This window comes from Proteus terrae subsp. cibarius (assembly GCF_011045835.1).
GTDB classification, from domain to species: Bacteria; Pseudomonadota; Gammaproteobacteria; order Enterobacterales; family Enterobacteriaceae; genus Proteus; species Proteus cibarius.
This window is the reverse complement of sequence record NZ_CP047349.1, coordinates 2,909,271-2,926,496: the sequence shown is the minus strand read 5'-3', so window position 1 is coordinate 2,926,496 and position 17,226 is coordinate 2,909,271. Positions and strand designations below refer to the sequence as shown.

Here is a 17,226-nt window from a genome sequence, read left to right as displayed (position 1 = left end):
CTCCTTTGAGTATAGAATCGCAAAGTTTTAGCATAACGGATTTGAACTGGAATGAAACAACGAAAACTAAGCTTTACTTAGCTTTCGCTGTTTTTACGTTATTTACCAGCTTATGCCAACACCACCTGCTGAGACCCAATTTGATTCATTCCATGCGGTAGAGGCTCTCACTTTAATATTTTCGTTAATACGGTATTGCATACCCCAAGCAAGCGCTGTTGCATTACGATAATTACCAATGCCAATAGCAGTACTAAATGTGGCAGAATCAGTAAAAGGTAAATTACTCATTGCGGCTACAGAAGCAATACCTTGATTGGCACGTTTCTCAACTTTATAAAAGCGGTTTTGAGTATCTGATTTAAAATGTTCAAAATTAGTTTTTAGATCTTTAAATTCATTTCTTGCTACTGATTGCTCAATATAAAGAGTAGAAAAATGATTTTTTAATGAAAGATTACTCCCATTAATATTTAGATTATCAATATATTTTTCTTTAATATTATCAATACCTTCTTTGTTGGTTTCGATATTTTCTTTATTAGCTTTGATATCGCTCGAGTTGGTGTTTATTTTGTTTCTATTGCTGGTAATATTATCTTTGTTAATGTCAATGTCAGTTTTGTTGGTAATAATGTCATTTTTATTAGTGGCAATATTGTTTTTATTGATGCTGATATTGCTTTTGTTATTGTCGATTTGGGTTTTATTGTTTTCAATATTACTTTGAATAGTATTATTTTTAGTCTCTATTCTATTTTTGTTATCATTGATTTCATTTGCATGTTGATCTAGTTTAGCTATTGTATGATGTATTTTTTCATTTAATTCATTATCAGTTTTTTGTCTTTCTCGATTGTCTTCGGTTCTTTTTTTCTCAACATTTGCAAACTTTTCTACAACACTCTCTTCTAGTTTGAAAATTATTTCTTTTGAATGAGGTGGAACTTTCATTCCTCTTTCTATATTTGCATTTAGCTCACTAAGTTTCGAGCTTGGTTGGTAATGTCTTTGGATTTCAATAGGTTTCTTAATGATGTCATCTATTTTGTTTTTATTAAAAGAAATCGTTTCTTTTAATCCGGAATATATATTTTCTTTTTGTTCTGAAAAGTTAGAAAGATAATTCAATATCGCTGTTTTAAAATCAGGCGACATACTATCTAACTTTAGTGAGTTATTACCTCTTTGGTTATCTGTGATGAGAACTTTCTCTATATTTATATTTGTATTTTCTTGAGATACGTTTTTTTTTATTTCTTCATTCATCATCTTTATTATTTCATCTGTGATTTTGATGACTTCAATATGTTTTTTTGAAGATGATTCGACATCATGATAGATATATATATCACTTACAAATTCATCAAAAATAGGTCTAGTAATGTCATTTTTCATGGGATGTGAGTTTAGATATGTAGAATTAGAATCGGTGTTGTTAGGGTGATTATTTGCAGGATGGCTGTTTTCAAGTAAAATAATGTTTTTATCGGTTGTTGTTTCTGAAACAGAAAAAGCATTTATAGAATAAATTAAAGATAAGCAAAATAGAGTGGTGTTTTTTAATTTCATGATTAATTCCTTTTGATATATATTCCTTTGTTACTTTTTAATTTTAAATTCAGAAAAACACACTGGCAATAATAATATCTTTTAAAATATTTTTATGGCTATTTTATATAAATATTTAATTTTATATATGAATAATAAAGTTAATGAAAAAATTATAATATATTGCTATTCTAGCGCTAAGAGGGCGGAGTGATGACTCTCTTGTATAATGAGAAATTCCTCTTTGACTGGCCGATAGTAATATCGGCTTTTTTTTTAACCTTTTGATAAAGTTAAAAATCATTAAATAAGAAGTCAAAAATAAGATAATAAAAAACCTCTTTAACTAATAAGTAAAAGAGGTTTCAGGGAAATGCTTAATATATTATTAAGTATTATTGCTTGGGTTTGAATCGTAACAAGCGATTCGCATTACTCACAACGGTAATTGAAGACAATGCCATTGCTGCACCTGCAACAACTGGATTTAACAGCGTGCCGGTGAAGGGATAGAGAACGCCCGCTGCAATAGGAATACCTAAGCTATTATAGACAAAGGCACCAAAAAGGTTTTGTTTCATATTACGTAGTGTACCTTTTGAAATTTCAACAGCATCAGCAACACCATGTAGACTGTGACGCATCAACGTGATTGCTGCTGTTTCAATGGCAATATCACTACCACCTCCCATTGCAATACCGACATCCGCTTTGGCTAATGCTGGGGCATCGTTAATACCATCTCCAACCATTGCAACACGACGTCCTTCAGCTTGAAGCTCAGTAATCGCTTGAGCTTTACCTTCTGGCATCACTCCCGCAATAACCTGATCAATACCCGCTTCTTTTGCAATTGCATTGGCAGTAATTGGATTATCTCCCGTTAACATCACGAGTCGATAACCTTGATTATGTAAACGCTGTAATGCACTTACGGTATCATCTCTAAGAGGATCACGAATAGAAAGTAATGCCGCAATTTTGCCATCTAGTGCTAATAAAACCGGTGTAACACCTTTAGCTGCTTGTGTATCAATCAGAGAATTAACTTCATTAATATTAACACCTGATTCGAGCATCAATTTAGGGTTACCTAAAAGTACTGTTTTACCCTTGATTTCACCACTTAATCCCATACCAGCTAATGTACGGAAATTGTTTACTTCTGGTAAATCAATACCTTCAGCGCGCGTTAAAATGGCTTTAGCTAATGGGTGATTAGAACCATTTTCCAGTGATGCCGCCAATGCAAGTGCTTGAGTGTCATCTACTTGATTGAAAGTATGAATTTCAGTGACCTGAGGCATACCTTCTGTCAGTGTTCCTGTTTTATCAAAGACTAAAGTATCTAGATTACTGGCTTGTTGTAGTGCATCTGCATCACGAACTAACACACCATATTCAGCAGCACGACCGACACCCGAAATAATGGACATAGGCGTCGCTAGACCTAAAGCACAAGGGCAAGCGATGATAAGAACAGTTGTGATAATCACAAGTGCATAGGTAATTTGTGGAGAAGGGCCAAAGAAATACCAAATAGCTCCTGCAACAAGCGCAATAGCGACAACGACAGGTACAAATACACCCGAGATTTTATCCGCTAATTGACCTATTTCAGGTTTACTACTTTGCGCTTGACGAACTAATTTAATAATACGAGCCAGTGTTGTTTTACTTCCCACTGCTGCAGCTTTAAAAAGAACAGAGCCATCTTGGACGGTTGTTCCGGCATGAATAGTGTCACCCACTGTTTTTTGCTGTGGAATTGGCTCGCCTGTTAGCATAGCCTCATCCATCCACACTTCACCTTGGATAATTTCACCATCAACGGGTACTTTATCACCTGTTGCTAAACGTAAAGTCATTCCTTGTTTAACATCAGCCAATGGCATTTCGACTTCACCGTTTTCAGTTATCACTCTTGCTGTTGGTGGAGTTAAATCTAATAGTCGTTCTAGCGCTTTAGATGAACGCTGGCGCGCTCTTTGCTCAAGCATATGTCCCAGATTGATTAACCCGATAATCATCGCACTAGCTTCATAATAGAGATGTCGAGCTTGAGCAGGGAACACTTCTGGCCATAGGTTTACGGTAATGGAATAGAGCCAGGCTGTTCCTGTTCCTAATGCAACGAGAGTATCCATTGTTGCACTGCGGTTTTTTAAACTCTGCCATGCGCTACGATAGAAATGACCACCAGCAACAACCATAACAAACAGTGTCGCAATACCAATACCTAACCAGATGCTGTGATTGGCCTCTGTTAGCATCATATTATCGCCGATCATTCCCCAAATCATGACAGGAATACCAACAGCTAAGGCCAACGCAGCTTGCCAGCGAAAACGCTTCATATTAGCAACAGCAACTTCTTGCTGACGTTCTCTGCGTTTTACATCGTCTTGAATAATTTCAGCGCCATAACCTGCTTTTTCAATGGCAGTCACAAGTGCATCATGGTCGATGTCACCCGTTACTAATGCACTACGTTCAGCTAGATTCACTCGCACATTTTCAACGCCATCAACGGATTGTAATGCTTTATGAACCTTGTTTACGCAACTCGCACAAGTCATACCATCAATTAAAAGCTGAACACTGTCGTCATCGTTAGTATCGATTTCAACGTTATTATCAATATCAGCATTCTCAACTGGAATATCACAAACAGCCGCTGACGATGCTTCCAGTTGTGCATGCGTTTGCGTCAGCGGCTCAGTTTTTGGGAAATCAGTACCAGCTAGTTGAGCTTCAAAACCCGCTTCCGTAATAGCGGTAATTAAGGTTTCAGCGGTTGCAGAACCAGTCACTTTAGCATGTGTTAATTCAACTTCAGCTGTTTCAACACCCGCAGTATTTTCTAGTGCTTTTTTAACTGAACCGACACAGTGACCACAATTTAAGCCCGATAGAGTTAAGTGAATTATGTTATCAGCAGGCGCTAAACTTGCTTGAAAACCTTCAGCCGTAATCGCTGAAATTAAAGTATCCGCATCTGCGTCACCAAAGATTTCAGCTGACTCTTTTGTTACATTAACGGCTGCAACACCTTCAACAGCTAATAATGCTTTTTCAGTTTTACCAACACACTTCATGCAGTTAAGTCCGCTTAGGCTTAATTTTACATCAGGTTGTGTTGCAACACTTGCTTCATATCCTGCATCTTCAATTGTTTTGATTAAGCTTTCAGCAGTTGCATCGCTGTCAATTTTAGCGTATTGAATAGTCACAATTGCCTGCTCTATGTCATTGCGAGCATCAAGTGCTTTTTTTACACTGTTGACACAGTGAGAGCATGAAAGTCCTTTCAATGAGAGTATTATAGTTTTTGCCATGTTAATTATCTCCGTCATAAAAGCGTTACCTCTATTATTGCGCAATATTCGGTAACTTGCTTTCTTTAAAGGTTTTTTCTTATCAGAGATAAAGGCTAAACCTTTCCGCAAGGGGAAGGTCAAGGGGGAATTTTGAATATTAGTGAAATCGCAAGTAAAACAGGATTAACGGCTAAAGCTATTCGGTTTTATGAAGAAAAAGATTTGATAACCCCACCGGGAAGAGGTGAAAACGGTTATCGTTATTATCAGGCTCAACATATTGAAGAATTAACATTATTGCGCCAAGCAAGAGAAGTTGGCTTTAGTTTAGAAGAGTGCCGAGCTTTATTAATGTTGCTAAGAAATCCTTCTCGTCATAGTTCAGACGTGAAAGAAGCCACCTTAAAAAAAGTGGCTGAAATTGAGAAAACAATTAATGAGCTTAATGCCATTCGCCAGCGATTACTTTTGTTGGCCAGCGAATGTCCCGGTGATGATGGAGCAGATTGCCCGATCATCAATCATTTGTCGGGGGGATGTCATCACCAGAAACAGCCGGTTTAAGTGCAATCACTCGTAAGGTAATACCATCAATCTCGGTTACTGTTACCTTATCGCCTGCAAGTAATGGCGTGTCTGAATAAACACGCCAACTACCATCAGCTAATTTAACGCGACTAAAACCGTTTTCCGTATCTGATAATAAAACAGCATGAACACCAATTAGTTGATGACTTTTCTGATTTAAGTTCTCGGCTTCTTTTGATTGTTTTCTGCGTTTAAGCCAAAGGTGCCAAAAAATAGCACTAATAACTGTTAATATCGCAAATAAAACACCTTGAATAGGCCAGCTAATAGGCAATATCCATGTGATCAACGATACACATAGAGCAGCCATTCCTGACCATAAAAGGTATCCTGCTGTTCCTAACATTTCTGTAATTAACAGCAAACCACCAAGACAAAGCCAGAAAAGTGCAGGTTGAGCACTAATCCATTCAATCATAATTAATTGCTCTTGTTGCCTGAGTCACTTTTTTTGGTATTGAGTAATTCAGAAATACCGCCAATAGCACCCATAAGATTACTTGCTTCTAGTGGCATCATAATAACTTTACTGTTATTAGCTGAACCAATTTGAGACAGCGCATCAGTATATTTTTGAGCAACAAAGTAGTTAATTGCTTGCATATCACCTTTTGCGATGGCCTCAGATACCATTTGTGTTGCCTTAGCTTCAGCTTCTGCTGCACGTTCACGGGCTTCTGCTTGTAAGAATGCAGATTGACGCTCACCTTCAGCCTTCAGAATTTGCCCTTGTTTCTCACCTTCAGCTTTCAAGATAGCAGCTTGACGAATACCTTCAGCTTCAAGAATGTCGGCACGTTTAGTTCGCTCAGCTTTCATCTGCGCATTCATTGCAGAAATCAATTCTTTTGGTGGGCGGACATCACGAATTTCGATACGGGTAATTTTGATACCCCAAGGGTTTGTTGCATCATCGACAATCAGTAACAGGCGACTATTGATTTGGTCACGTTGAGAAAGAATTTCATCAAGCTCCATTGAACCTAACACTGTACGAATATTAGTGAGTGTTAAATTAATAATGGCAAGCTCAAGATTATTGACTTCATAAGCAGCTTTTACAGGGTCGATCACTTGAATAAAGCAGACGGCATCGATGCTGACGTTGGCGTTATCACGAGAAATGACTTCTTGAGAAGGAATATCAAGCACTTGCTCCATCATGTTGATACGGCGCCCAATACGATCGACAAAAGGTATAAGGATTTGAAGACCAGGGGCCAGAGTACGAGTGTAACGACCAAAACGTTCGACAGTCCACTGATAACCCTGTGGAACGGTTTTAACACCACATAAAACTAAAATAATAGCGAATAAGATGATAATACCAATGCCTATTTCCATATACCTGTCCTAAATCTGCTCTAATAAGAAAATAAAATTAATAAAGTAAAGAATACACCATGCGACGATATTTAGACGCCAAATTATCATTAGTACCTAATGCTGATAAAATATCCATCAGGGTTTTCTTAACTTGCCCGTCACCTGCATTTAGATCTTTTTTGATAAAGCTAAATAGCAATTCTAACGCTTCTTCATTACGAGCAACTTCATGTAATTTTAGTGCAAGCTGAATAGCAAGATCGGTATTTTCAGGCTGTTGATTAAAATCGTTTTGTAACTGTTGAATTTCAGGCGTATCAGCAGCCTGTTTTTGTAATTCAATTTGCGCTAACAAACTGTGGTAGTAACTATCTTGATCTTGTAATGGGATAGTCGTTAACAAGGTTTGAGCTTCTTCATTTTTATTTAAAGAAATTAAAGCACCTGCTAGCGCAAGCGTAATTTCACTATTTTTAGGTGCGAGTTGATGCGCTTCTTTTAGCAGAGGTAAAGCATCTTCTGCTTTTCCTTCAGAAAGTAATTGTGCGGCTTGTGCCGCTTTCAACTCTTCTGGTTTAGGTAATACATTGGCTAAAACTTGGCGAATTGCTTCTTCAGGTTGAGGGCCTTGGAAACCATCAACTGGGCGACCTTCTTGCAATATATAAACTGTTGGAATAGCACGTAGACCAAACTGTGAGGCAATCATTTGTTCAACATCACAATCCAATTTTGCCAAAATAAATTGATCAGCAAATTCGGCTGCCAGTTTATCTAATGTTGCGCCAAGCTCTGCACAATGAGGGCTACGTTCTGAATAGAAGTACATCATGACCGGTTTCGTCATGGATTGTTCTATAATTTGTTGAATATTTGATTCATTTACATCAACAATATGTGCAGTTGCTAACATTAGCTTGTCCCTTTTTGAGAGTTTTAAATATAGATGTGATTTATAAAGCTATTTTATTAATAAGTAAGGGTGGATACTGAAAAATCAAGCCTTGCCACTCTGGCGACTGAGAATTGTATCCATTAAAATATCAGGTAGAAAGCGCTTTAGTATTCTGACAGCGTAAGTTAATAAGGTTACGGGATAACGTATCTTAGGTTTTGGGCTTTCTAAAGCATGAATGAGCTTTTTCACGACATCTTCAGGCGTTAATGTGAAACGACTCGCAATCCCCGGATTTTTTACAGGTTTATCTTTTTCAGCTTGAGCGACATTCTCAGTGAAACAAGTTCGTATTGGGCCTGGCTCTATTAAACTCACCTTAACTCCAGTATGCGCTACTTCCATTCTTAGCGCATCAGACCATGCTTCTACAGCATATTTACTGGCTGCATAAGCACCTCGACCTGGCGTTGAGATAATCCCCATTACAGAACTCGTTTGAATAATGCGTCCTTCTCCATGAGGTAACATTGCAGGTAGAAGTAATGTAGTAAGCTGATGTAAACCAAAAAAGTTAGTCGAAAACTGTTTTTCCATTTGTTGGCGAGTAATGGCATCTAATGGGCCATAAACACCAAATCCGCCATTATTAAATAATCCATATAAACGACCGTTTGTTAGGCGAATAACTTCTAGTGCTGCATTTTCAACACTTTTTGGATCATCAAGGTCAAGATGAATAGGTTCTAATCCCAGTGTTTCCATGCGTTCAAGGTCTTCACCTTTACGGCAAGCAGCAAGAACTCGATAGCCTCTTTTCTGTAGTGCTTTTGCTGCACAGAGTCCTATTCCACTGGAACTTCCTGTAATCAATACCGTTTTTTGCATAATTTTACAATTAATCTCGTTTAATCTACGTCAACTACTGTCAGAATAGTCTAACGTGTTAGGTAAGGGGATAATGTTTCATCCATCCACTGCGTAATAAAAGGCTGAGCATCTTCATTGGGGTGTATGCTGTCATTTTGCATCCACTCAGGCTTATCAGCGATTTTCTCCATATAAAAAGGAAGCAGAGGAAGCGCATTATCTTCAGCGAGTTTTGGATAGATAGCTGAAAATGATTGTGTATAACGTTTACCGTAATTAGGTGAAATCATTATTTGCATAAAAAGTGGCGTTGCACCGGCATCTTTCACTTGTGTAATGATGTTTTGTAATGCCTCTTTTGTTTGTGCAACAGGGTATCCCTGTAAACCATCATTTGCACCTAATTCAATTAAAACCCAGCGTGGTTGATGCTGTTTTAATAAATCAGGAAGCCTATTTTGTCCCTGAAAGGCTGTTTCACCACTAATGCTTGCATTAACAACATTAATATCAGGGTAGGTTGTTTTCCATTTATCAGCAAGGCGTTGTGGCCATGCGCTTTCAATTGGAAGACGGTATCCTGCACTCAAGCTGTCACCAAAGATCAAAAAGGTATCAGCAGCAATTGCCTTAAAGCTAAACATCATCATAACGATAAGGAAAAATGTATGTCGACGGAAAAGGTTCTTGAAGTTCATCAGTTAACCAAACAAGTAGGACAAGGTGATAGTCAGATCTCTATATTGCAGGGTGTTGAGTTAGTTGTCGAGCCTGCACAAACAATTGCGTTAATTGGTGAGTCAGGATCAGGTAAATCGACATTGCTAGGGATCATCGCTGGATTAGATGATGGCACCTCTGGCAGTGTGCATTTGATGGGTGAAGATCTCACAAAAATGAATGAAGAAGCGCGTGCCAAATTGCGTGCTCAACATGTTGGTTTTGTTTTTCAATCATTTATGTTGATCCCAACATTGAATGCACTCGAAAATGTGCAGTTGCCTGCATTATTAAAAGGTGAGTCAGAAAAGCACAGCCATGCGCGTGCAGTTGATTTACTTAAGCTATTAGGATTAGGTGAACGTTTATACCATATGCCAGCACAACTTTCTGGCGGTGAGCAACAGCGCGTTGCATTAGCAAGAGCATTTTGTACTCAACCTGCCATTCTTTTTGCGGATGAACCAACAGGGAACCTTGATCGTAAAACTGGTGATAAAATTGCTGACTTGTTGTTCTCTCTTAACCGAGATTATGCAACAACCTTGATTTTAGTGACTCATGACAATGAGCTAGCTGCTCGTTGTCAAAGACGATTACGATTAGTTGATGGACAACTTAAGGAGGAGTCATGATTTGGCGTTGGTTTTGGCGTGAATGGCGTTCTCCTGCATTATTAATTGTTTGGCTTTCTTTAGCGCTGGCAGTTGCTTGTGTGCTCGCTTTAGGGCGGATAGGTGATCGCATCGATAAAAGCATTTATGCTCAAAGCCGCGATTTGATCGCTGGTGATTTAGTCTTACGTGCATCTTATCCTGTTGATGAAAACTGGCTTGCTGAGGCGAAGAAGGAAGGGTTAACCCTCAGCCGTCAAATGCAATTTACTACCATGTCTTATGCGCCTGAAGGTGATACACCTCAGCTTGCGTTGGTGAAAGCCGCAGATAATTTATATCCATTGTATGGTGAGTTAGAAACAGAGCCAGCAGGCTTAAAGCCTGAAAAAGGGACGGCCCTTGTTGGTGCTAGATTACTTGAATTACTTGATATAAAAGTCGGCGATAATATTGATGTAGGCGATGCTTCATTTACTATCAGTGGTGTATTAATTCAAGAGCCAGACAGTGGGTTTAATCCTTTTCAAATCGCCCCCCGTATTTTAATTAATCTTGATGATGTGGAAGCAACTGGAGCTGTGCAACCCGGAAGCCGCCTGACTTATCGCTATATGTTTGCGGGCGATGAAGCGGTGATTGATAGTTATCAGCAACGCTTTGACCCACTATTAAAGCCAGATCAGCGTTGGAATAGTTTAAAACAAGATAGCGGGGCACTTTCACAATCAATGGAGCGTGCAAAAAACTTTCTTTTGCTATCAGCTCTATTGACATTATTGCTTGCTATATCAGCGGTTGCTGTTTCAATGGCTCATTATTGCCGGACTCGTCATACCTTAATCGCGGTATTAAAAACACTAGGTGCAGATAAACGGGCATTGAGAAAGTGGATCGTTGGGCAGTGGGGGGTGATCTTAATTGGTGCTATTGTTGTAGGCTCATTAGTCGGGCTTGTTTTTGAGGCAATATTGCTACAAATTTTAGCACCAGTGTTACCTAAAAGTTTACCTGAAGCGAGTTTCTTACCATGGGTATGGTCAGTGGGTTCCTTGTTGTTAATAGCTTTATTAACAGGATTAAGACCTTATTATCAACTAATGGCGACACAACCTTCTCGTGTATTAAGAAGTGATACCACGGCACCTATCTGGCCTCTTCGTTACTATTTACCGATTGTAGGCTTAATTATTGTTGGTGCTTTGACGCTTTTTGCGGGAACGGGCGTTTTACTCTGGTCAATTCTATTTGGTGTTGTTGTTATTGCTTTTTTATTGGGGGGGATTGGTTGGCTTGGATTGTGGGTGTTAAAGCAGTTTAAATTTCGCCAACTCAGTGCGCGCTTAGCAGTAACTCGCTTGTTGCGACAGCCTTTTCAGACCATGACTCAATTGGCTGCTTTTGCACTTTCATTTATGTTGTTAACACTATTGGTGCTGATCCAAGGTGATTTATTAGATAAATGGCAAAAACAGTTACCCGAAGATAGCCCTAATTACTTTCTGATCAATATGTCTGCACCTCAAGTTCAAGAAGTTAATACCTTGTTGGCAAAGTATAACGTTGAACCAACGGATGCATTTCCTGTGGTATTAGCGCGCTTAACGCAGATTAATGAGAATAATGCTAAAGAGTGGGCTGATAAACGTGATGCTGGTAATAACACTGTTCGTCGAGAGCTTAACTTAACGTGGCATAGCGAGTTGCCAAAAGATAACGTGATTGTTGAGGGAACATGGCCTCCAGTGGGAAATGGTGTTTCTCTTGATCAAGGTGTTGCTGAACAACTCGAAATTAAATTGGGTGATGAATTAACATTTGTTGGTGATACTCGTGAATTTAAGTCGATTGTTACTAGCATTCGCCATGTTGATTGGGAAAATATGCGTCCTAACTTCTTCTTTATCTTCTCTGAAGAAGGGTTAAGTAATCAGCCAGAAAAATGGATGAGTAGTTTTTATTACAATGGTGAAGGGACGTTAATTACGGCACTTAATCGGCAATTTCCAACTGTAAGCGTATTAGATACAGGCGCATTAATTCAGCAAGTTCAACAAATCTTACAGCAAGTCAGTCGAGCATTGGAGATTATGGTTGGATTGGTAATGATCTGTGGTGCGTTATTGTTAGTTGCCCAAATTCAGGTAGGAATGACACAGCGACGTATTGAGCTAGTGGTATATCGAACATTAGGCGCAGGTAAGTCATTATTAAGACGGACTCTTTGGGCTGAATTTGCATTATTAGGTTTAATGGCGGGATTAGCTGCAGCGATTGGTGCGGAGGTTGCATTAAGTTTATTACAAATATCGGTGTTTAATTTCCCTTGGCAACCGCAATGGGGAATGTGGATCATCGTACCTATTGTTGCTGCACTATTACTTTCATTATGTGGCAGTATCTTAGGGATCAGACTGTTGCAAGATAAAGGGCAGTATCGACGAATTCAAGGTGAATAGTTGAAATAAGTTGGACTTATCAATAGAGTTAAATAAAAATGCTGATGTTATTAAACATCAGCATTTTTTATGGGAAAAGATAAGACAATTATTCTTTTATAACATAAGCATAAATGCGCTTGCTGCCATCATCTTCATCATAAATATAAACCCCTTGAAGTTCAGTTGAAAAACCTGGTAGTTGGTTAATAGTGACTTCAAGTGCCTGAAAATAACGTAAAACAGCACCATCCCAAATTTCACCGGGCACAGCACATAAGACACCTGGTGGATAAGGTAAAGCACCTTCCGCGGCAATTCTGCCCGCTAATTTATTTAAAGGTAAAAACTCAACATTACCACGAACAAACTCAATATTAGCTTGTTGCGGACTTAGTGCTCGCTTAGGGAAATGACTTTTTCTAAACATCTGTTTTTGCAGCAACTTGATATTATATGTGACACAAATATCATGCATTTCCTGACAGAGTTGACGCAATGTATAACCTTGATAACGAGATTGATAGCGACGATAAACAGAAGGCAATATTTGTTCTAATGGCACATCTTCAACTAAGTGCTTTTCAAATTGAACAATCAAAGAGATTAAACGATCAAATTTCGCTTGATGCTCTGCAGGAGTCAGCAAAAATAAGATTGAATTAAGGTCACTTTTTTCAGGAATTACACCATGCTCACGTAGATAATTTGCCAAAATAGAGGCTGGCACACCAAAGGATTCATATTCCCCTGTATGAGGATCGATCCCCGGCGTTGTTAGCATTAATTTGCAAGGATCAACAAAGTATTGATTGGTAGCGTAACCTTCAAAGGAGTGCCAATTATCATTTGGAATAAAATTGAAAAAACGTTGATCGTGAGCGATTTCATTTGTGTCGTGATCTTGCCAAGCAAGTCCATCAACTACTTCAGGAATAAATGGCTTAATAAACTGACACTGTTTTAGTAATGATTTACGAGCTTCGATGCCTTGTTTTACACAACTCATCCACATTGCTTCACCACTTTTACCCGAATGCATTTTTGCATTGACATCAAGAGCCGCAAAAAGGGGGTAAAATGGGCTGGTGGACGCATGCATCATAAAAGCATTATTCATACGTTTATGATTAACATAACGTGATTGCCCTTTAAGGTGTGCATCTTTTTTATGTATCTGCGAGGTTTGTGAAAAGCCCGCTAATTGCTTATGAACGGATTGAGTAACCAAAATACCGGGATCGTCTTTATTAAGCGTTAGTAATAAAGGGGAACACTGTTTCATCATCGGAATGAATTGTTCATAACCAACCCATGCAGAATCAAATAAAATGTAATCACAAAGATGACCAATTTTATCGACAACTTGTCTTGCGTTGTAAATCGTACCGTCATAAGTGCCTAGTTGAATAACGGCTAAGCGGAAAGGGCGTTTATCGAATTGGCGTTCTGGCGTAATCTCTGCGATTTGTTGGCGTAAATAGCTTTCCTCAAAACAATGAGCATCTATACCCCCGATAAAGCCAAAAGGATTACGAGCCGTTTCTAAATAAATAGGTGTTGCTCCCGCTTGAATTAACGCGCCATGATGATTGGATTTATGGTTATTCCTATCAAATAGCACTAAATCATTTGGTGCCAATAAGGCATTTAAAGCAACTTTATTAGAAGAGGATGTCCCATTTAAAACAAAATAGGTTTTATCGGCATTAAACACTTGTGCTGCAAAAGTCTGGGCATCATAAGGCGCACCTTCATGAATAAGTAAATCACCCATTTCTACATCAGCATTACAGAGATCAGAGCGAAATAGATTCTCACCAAAATATTGATAAAACTGTTCGCCTGCGGGATGACGACGGAAAAACTCTCCGCCTTGATGGCCGGGACAATCAAAAGCAACGTTCTTTTCGGCAACATAATTCACTAAGCGTGAAAAAAATGGTGTTGTCAGACTCTTTTCATATTGCTGTGCAGCTTCATTAATCAACGCACTATTTTTTTGATGCGCGCTTTTATCTGTAATCACAATCCCTGAAACTTGATTAAGTAATTCAGCACTGACTGTATCATTAAGATTAACTGCAATAAATACGGGGAGTTGAAAGCCTGTTTGATGAATGCGATATAGTTCGCCAGACTCAATATCTGACAACGACAATACTACTGCTGACACTTGCGTTAAATTTGCATCAACAATATCAACAATTGGGCGTTCACAATAAAAATAGTGTGAAAGAGTAGGGTGACACGCCAACTTCATTTTTTTCATTATACTCGCATTTTTATCAATAGAAGAATTGGCGAACAATATACTTGGTTGTGAATGTGATTGAAATAAATTAAAAGATAAATTGATTTTTTTATGCATTTAAAATGCATAAATCAGTACATAGATAAGTGGGGGAATGGATAAGTTTATGAGAGAATAAACTTATCCATTTTGCATTATTGGGTAATTGGAGACGGTTTTTCGATATAGACCGTTTGAGATGGAAAGGCAAAATCAGCGCCATGTTTATGCACAATCTCAATTATCTTTAAATAGACTTCTTGCTGAGCTTCAAGCCACTGTGCCCATACCGTTGTTTTAGTAAAACAATACACCATGATATTGAGTGAAGAATCTGCAAACTGATTAAAATAGACTAACAACGTTTGTTGTGTATCGATTTTGTCATTTTGCATCAGCATGGTGCGAATATCTTCAACGATCACGCCAATTTTATCTGAATCTTCATAACGTAAACCGAGTTCAGTTTCAATACGTCGATTAGTCATTCTTCCGGGGTTTTCCACACTAATAGAGGAAAAAATTGAGTTAGGAATATAAAGTGGTCGATGATCAAACGTGATGATTTTGGTAATACGCCAGCCAATTTCAACTACTGTGCCTTCAATATTACGATCAGGAGATCGAACCCAATCACCAATATTAAAAGGACGATCGAAATAGAGCATGACACCCGAGAAAAGATTACTTAATACATCTTTACTTGCCATGCCAATGGCGATACCACCTAATCCGCCAAATGTCATTAAGCCGGATAAGCTCATACCAAAATGCTCACCGAACAATAAAATGATAATGACAAATAGAGTGATTTTAAATATACGAGAAATAATACGAGCAGAAGTAGGGTCACTACCTTTTTTAATCTGAGATTGTTCTAATCTATTAATAAGCAGAAAAAACTTACGCATTAAAACTAAGGCTATGCCGACGTAAGTAAAGAAGTTAATCATCCTAAAGGAGATAAAGTGAAGATTAAAATCGACTACAGCCATTTCACAATATTGGCTTAAGATAAGCACTAAACTACAAAGCAAGATAGCTTGACTGATATGAATAATAATATTTCTACGGCGTTTTTTCTTTTTATCATGAAAAAGAGATACGACGACAAAACCAACAAAACAGGCTAAAGCAATGCCAACACCTATTGAGTATTTTATTATTAATGCATCATTCATCAGCTTAATATCTCCTTAGAAAATGCGTTCTTATAATACGAAACTCACTATCTTGCTTATTTAATGGTTACTTTTCTTGCTCACTTGCATGCTGAAATTTAGGATAGACTGGTGGTTTCATAAACAGTGTTATCGCTAAAATCAGTAAAACAGGGATGGTTAAAATCAAGAACGCAGGTGTAAAACTACCTGAAATATCTTTGATTGCTCCAGCAAAGAAAGGTGCTAAACAAGCCAGTGTTGAAATTAAATTCATCACTGAAAACAGCTCAAGGTAAGGAGAGCGACCAAAATAGTTAGCAAGCAAAATACTTGATGCTAAAAACGTCATGCCATAACCGATACCGACACAAACCGTAAATAAGAGCAGGTAAACCCAAGAATTCGCCATACTTAGCGCGAGCAACCCAATGATAATAATACTTAAACTTGCGATAAGTAATTTTTTAGGTTCTAACCATTCACCAATAGCCCCACCTGCTAGGCGCGAGAAAGCATTAATAAATGCCATACTACTCAATAGTGTTGCGGCAATAGTTTCACCAAAACCATTTTCAATAATATGTGCAACAGCAAAACTATTGACCGTGATCCCACACCATAAAAAGGCCGTATAAGTCGCAGCAATAACATAAAATTGCCATGTTCTTAAAGCATGACGAGCCGTCCAAATCTCTTTAGTTTGATAGATACGTTTTGTGGTTTGAAGTTGGCTAATTTTTTTTGCGTGCTCTTGTTCTTTTGTGCCTTCGCGTAAAAATAAAATAGTGAGAAGAGTAACGAGAGTAAGTGTGATCGCTGAGATAAGCCAGTGCATTCGCCATGTATGCCATAAATGGGTTGCTAAAAAATAGATCCAAGGCCCAGCAACACCACCTAATCCACCAATGGTAAAATAAACACCAAAGGCAAAGGACTGTTTTTCAAATAAGCGGGAAATAACATAAGTACCAGGTACAGTAGCCAGTAGCGTAAAACCAATACCTAGCAGTGCAGTACCGAGAAAATAACGTGCAATGGTGTATGTTTCATAAAGAAAATAGAAACCGCTAACAAAAATGATTAATCCGATAAGTAGTGTAAGGCGAACACTTAATTTACGGATCAGCAATGTGGGTAAAAAACTCGCAAGACCGCAGGTTAATCCTAATAACGTAAAGCCAAGGCCTGCTTGAGTCCAGTTCCACTCTAGCTCGTTTATCATACTGGGAAGAACAACGCCTAAAGAAGTAAATGTGGTTGCGGTAGCTAAAAAATACACAAAGCCTAATAATATCAGCATACTCCACTGATAAACGGGCCCAAAAATCTCTTGCGTGGCTTGCATCCTGACTCCATCAAATGGGTGCAGTAACCTGAATAATCAGGAGAAAATAGCGAATAACAGACCTCTTTATCTAAGGTCTGTTCGTTTAAAGGCTATTATTCTC

At 38.3% G+C, this 17,226-nt stretch carries 13 protein-coding genes; 3 read left to right on the top strand and 10 right to left on the bottom strand.

Translation table 11 applies throughout. The annotated features are described in order from the left end of the window. Positions 1-102: 102 nt before the first annotated feature. Both GTH25_RS13525 and copA read right to left on the bottom strand, forming a co-directional pair. Positions 103-1,572 carry a YadA C-terminal domain-containing protein gene (locus tag GTH25_RS13525; RefSeq protein WP_164530660.1) on the bottom strand — a complete coding sequence of 490 codons (1,470 nt, stop codon included), beginning with the start codon at positions 1,570-1,572 and terminating at the stop codon, positions 103-105. A 374-nt stretch (positions 1,573-1,946) separates the two neighbouring features. Next, a complete protein-coding gene (gene copA, locus GTH25_RS13520) occupies positions 1,947-4,889 on the bottom strand; it encodes a copper-exporting P-type ATPase CopA (protein WP_075673929.1) in 2,943 nt (980 codons plus the stop codon). Positions 4,890-5,021: 132 nt separating this feature from the next. Here copA and cueR point away from each other — a divergent pair, with 132 nt between their 5' ends. Next, positions 5,022-5,435: a Cu(I)-responsive transcriptional regulator gene (gene cueR / locus GTH25_RS13515; RefSeq protein WP_075673930.1), complete on the top strand. Its 414-nt coding sequence runs from the start codon at positions 5,022-5,024 to the stop codon at positions 5,433-5,435. On the opposite strand, the gene GTH25_RS13510 is transcribed toward cueR, so the two are convergent. The 5 genes from GTH25_RS13510 to tesA form a co-directional block, all read right to left on the bottom strand. Further along, positions 5,389-5,877, bottom strand: coding sequence for an NfeD family protein (locus tag GTH25_RS13510; RefSeq protein ID WP_075673931.1), 489 nt, complete (start codon positions 5,875-5,877; stop codon positions 5,389-5,391). The two genes, cueR and GTH25_RS13510, sit on opposite strands and share 47 nt — an antisense overlap. Before the next feature lie 2 nt (positions 5,878-5,879). Further along, entirely contained in the window at positions 5,880-6,803 is a 924-nt protein-coding gene (locus GTH25_RS13505) for an SPFH domain-containing protein (protein WP_075673932.1), read from the bottom strand. A 37-nt stretch (positions 6,804-6,840) separates the two neighbouring features. Beyond that, entirely contained in the window at positions 6,841-7,698 is an 858-nt protein-coding gene (locus GTH25_RS13500; protein ID WP_075673933.1) for a co-chaperone YbbN, read from the bottom strand. Between the two features lie 84 nt (positions 7,699-7,782). Then, positions 7,783-8,568, bottom strand: coding sequence for an SDR family oxidoreductase (locus GTH25_RS13495; RefSeq protein ID WP_164530659.1), 786 nt, complete (start codon positions 8,566-8,568; stop codon positions 7,783-7,785). A gap of 50 nt (positions 8,569-8,618) precedes the next feature. Further along, entirely contained in the window at positions 8,619-9,248 is a 630-nt protein-coding gene (tesA, locus tag GTH25_RS13490) for a multifunctional acyl-CoA thioesterase I/protease I/lysophospholipase L1 (RefSeq protein WP_075673935.1), read from the bottom strand. Here tesA and ybbA point away from each other — a divergent pair. After that, positions 9,219-9,905, top strand: a complete 687-nt coding sequence (gene ybbA, locus GTH25_RS13485; RefSeq protein ID WP_075673936.1) for a putative ABC transporter ATP-binding protein YbbA — start codon at positions 9,219-9,221, stop codon at positions 9,903-9,905. The two genes, tesA and ybbA, sit on opposite strands and share 30 nt — an antisense overlap. Further along, positions 9,902-12,343, top strand: coding sequence for a putative ABC transporter permease subunit YbbP (gene ybbP / locus GTH25_RS13480; RefSeq protein ID WP_156733951.1), 2,442 nt, complete (start codon positions 9,902-9,904; stop codon positions 12,341-12,343). Before ybbA ends, ybbP begins: the two co-directional genes overlap by 4 nt. Positions 12,344-12,431: 88 nt before the next feature. On the opposite strand, the gene GTH25_RS13475 is transcribed toward ybbP, so the two are convergent. The 3 genes from GTH25_RS13475 to GTH25_RS13465 form a co-directional block, all read right to left on the bottom strand. Next, on the bottom strand, positions 12,432-14,594 hold the full coding sequence (locus GTH25_RS13475; protein WP_099660128.1) for an ornithine decarboxylase: 2,163 nt from the start codon (positions 14,592-14,594) through the stop codon (positions 12,432-12,434). A gap of 176 nt (positions 14,595-14,770) precedes the next feature. After that, positions 14,771-15,796, bottom strand: coding sequence for a mechanosensitive ion channel family protein (locus GTH25_RS13470; RefSeq protein WP_075673939.1), 1,026 nt, complete (start codon positions 15,794-15,796; stop codon positions 14,771-14,773). A gap of 67 nt (positions 15,797-15,863) precedes the next feature. Further along, the gene (locus tag GTH25_RS13465) at positions 15,864-17,123 is read right to left on the bottom strand and encodes an MFS transporter (protein ID WP_156733950.1); all 1,260 of its coding nucleotides are present in this window, start codon (positions 17,121-17,123) and stop codon (positions 15,864-15,866) included. Positions 17,124-17,226 lie beyond the last annotated feature (103 nt).

Excerpts from the sequence above, each read along its gene's own strand:
- GTH25_RS13475 (WP_099660128.1), bottom strand. The coding sequence starts at position 14,594 with ATGAAAAAAATGAAGTTGGCGTGTCACCCTACTCTTTCACACTATTTT.
- GTH25_RS13505 (WP_075673932.1), bottom strand. The coding sequence starts at position 6,803 with ATGGAAATAGGCATTGGTATTATCATCTTATTCGCTATTATTTTAGTT.
- GTH25_RS13470 (WP_075673939.1), bottom strand. The coding sequence starts at position 15,796 with ATGAATGATGCATTAATAATAAAATACTCAATAGGTGTTGGCATTGCT.
- ybbA (WP_075673936.1), top strand. The coding sequence starts at position 9,219 with ATGTCGACGGAAAAGGTTCTTGAAGTTCATCAGTTAACCAAACAAGTA.
- GTH25_RS13525 (WP_164530660.1), bottom strand. The coding sequence starts at position 1,572 with ATGAAATTAAAAAACACCACTCTATTTTGCTTATCTTTAATTTATTCT.
- GTH25_RS13495 (WP_164530659.1), bottom strand. The coding sequence starts at position 8,568 with ATGCAAAAAACGGTATTGATTACAGGAAGTTCCAGTGGAATAGGACTC.
- tesA (WP_075673935.1), bottom strand. The coding sequence starts at position 9,248 with ATGAACTTCAAGAACCTTTTCCGTCGACATACATTTTTCCTTATCGTT.
- GTH25_RS13510 (WP_075673931.1), bottom strand. The coding sequence starts at position 5,877 with ATGATTGAATGGATTAGTGCTCAACCTGCACTTTTCTGGCTTTGTCTT.
- GTH25_RS13465 (WP_156733950.1), bottom strand. The coding sequence starts at position 17,123 with ATGCAAGCCACGCAAGAGATTTTTGGGCCCGTTTATCAGTGGAGTATG.
- copA (WP_075673929.1), bottom strand. The coding sequence starts at position 4,889 with ATGGCAAAAACTATAATACTCTCATTGAAAGGACTTTCATGCTCTCAC.
- GTH25_RS13500 (WP_075673933.1), bottom strand. The coding sequence starts at position 7,698 with ATGTTAGCAACTGCACATATTGTTGATGTAAATGAATCAAATATTCAA.
- ybbP (WP_156733951.1), top strand. The coding sequence starts at position 9,902 with ATGATTTGGCGTTGGTTTTGGCGTGAATGGCGTTCTCCTGCATTATTA.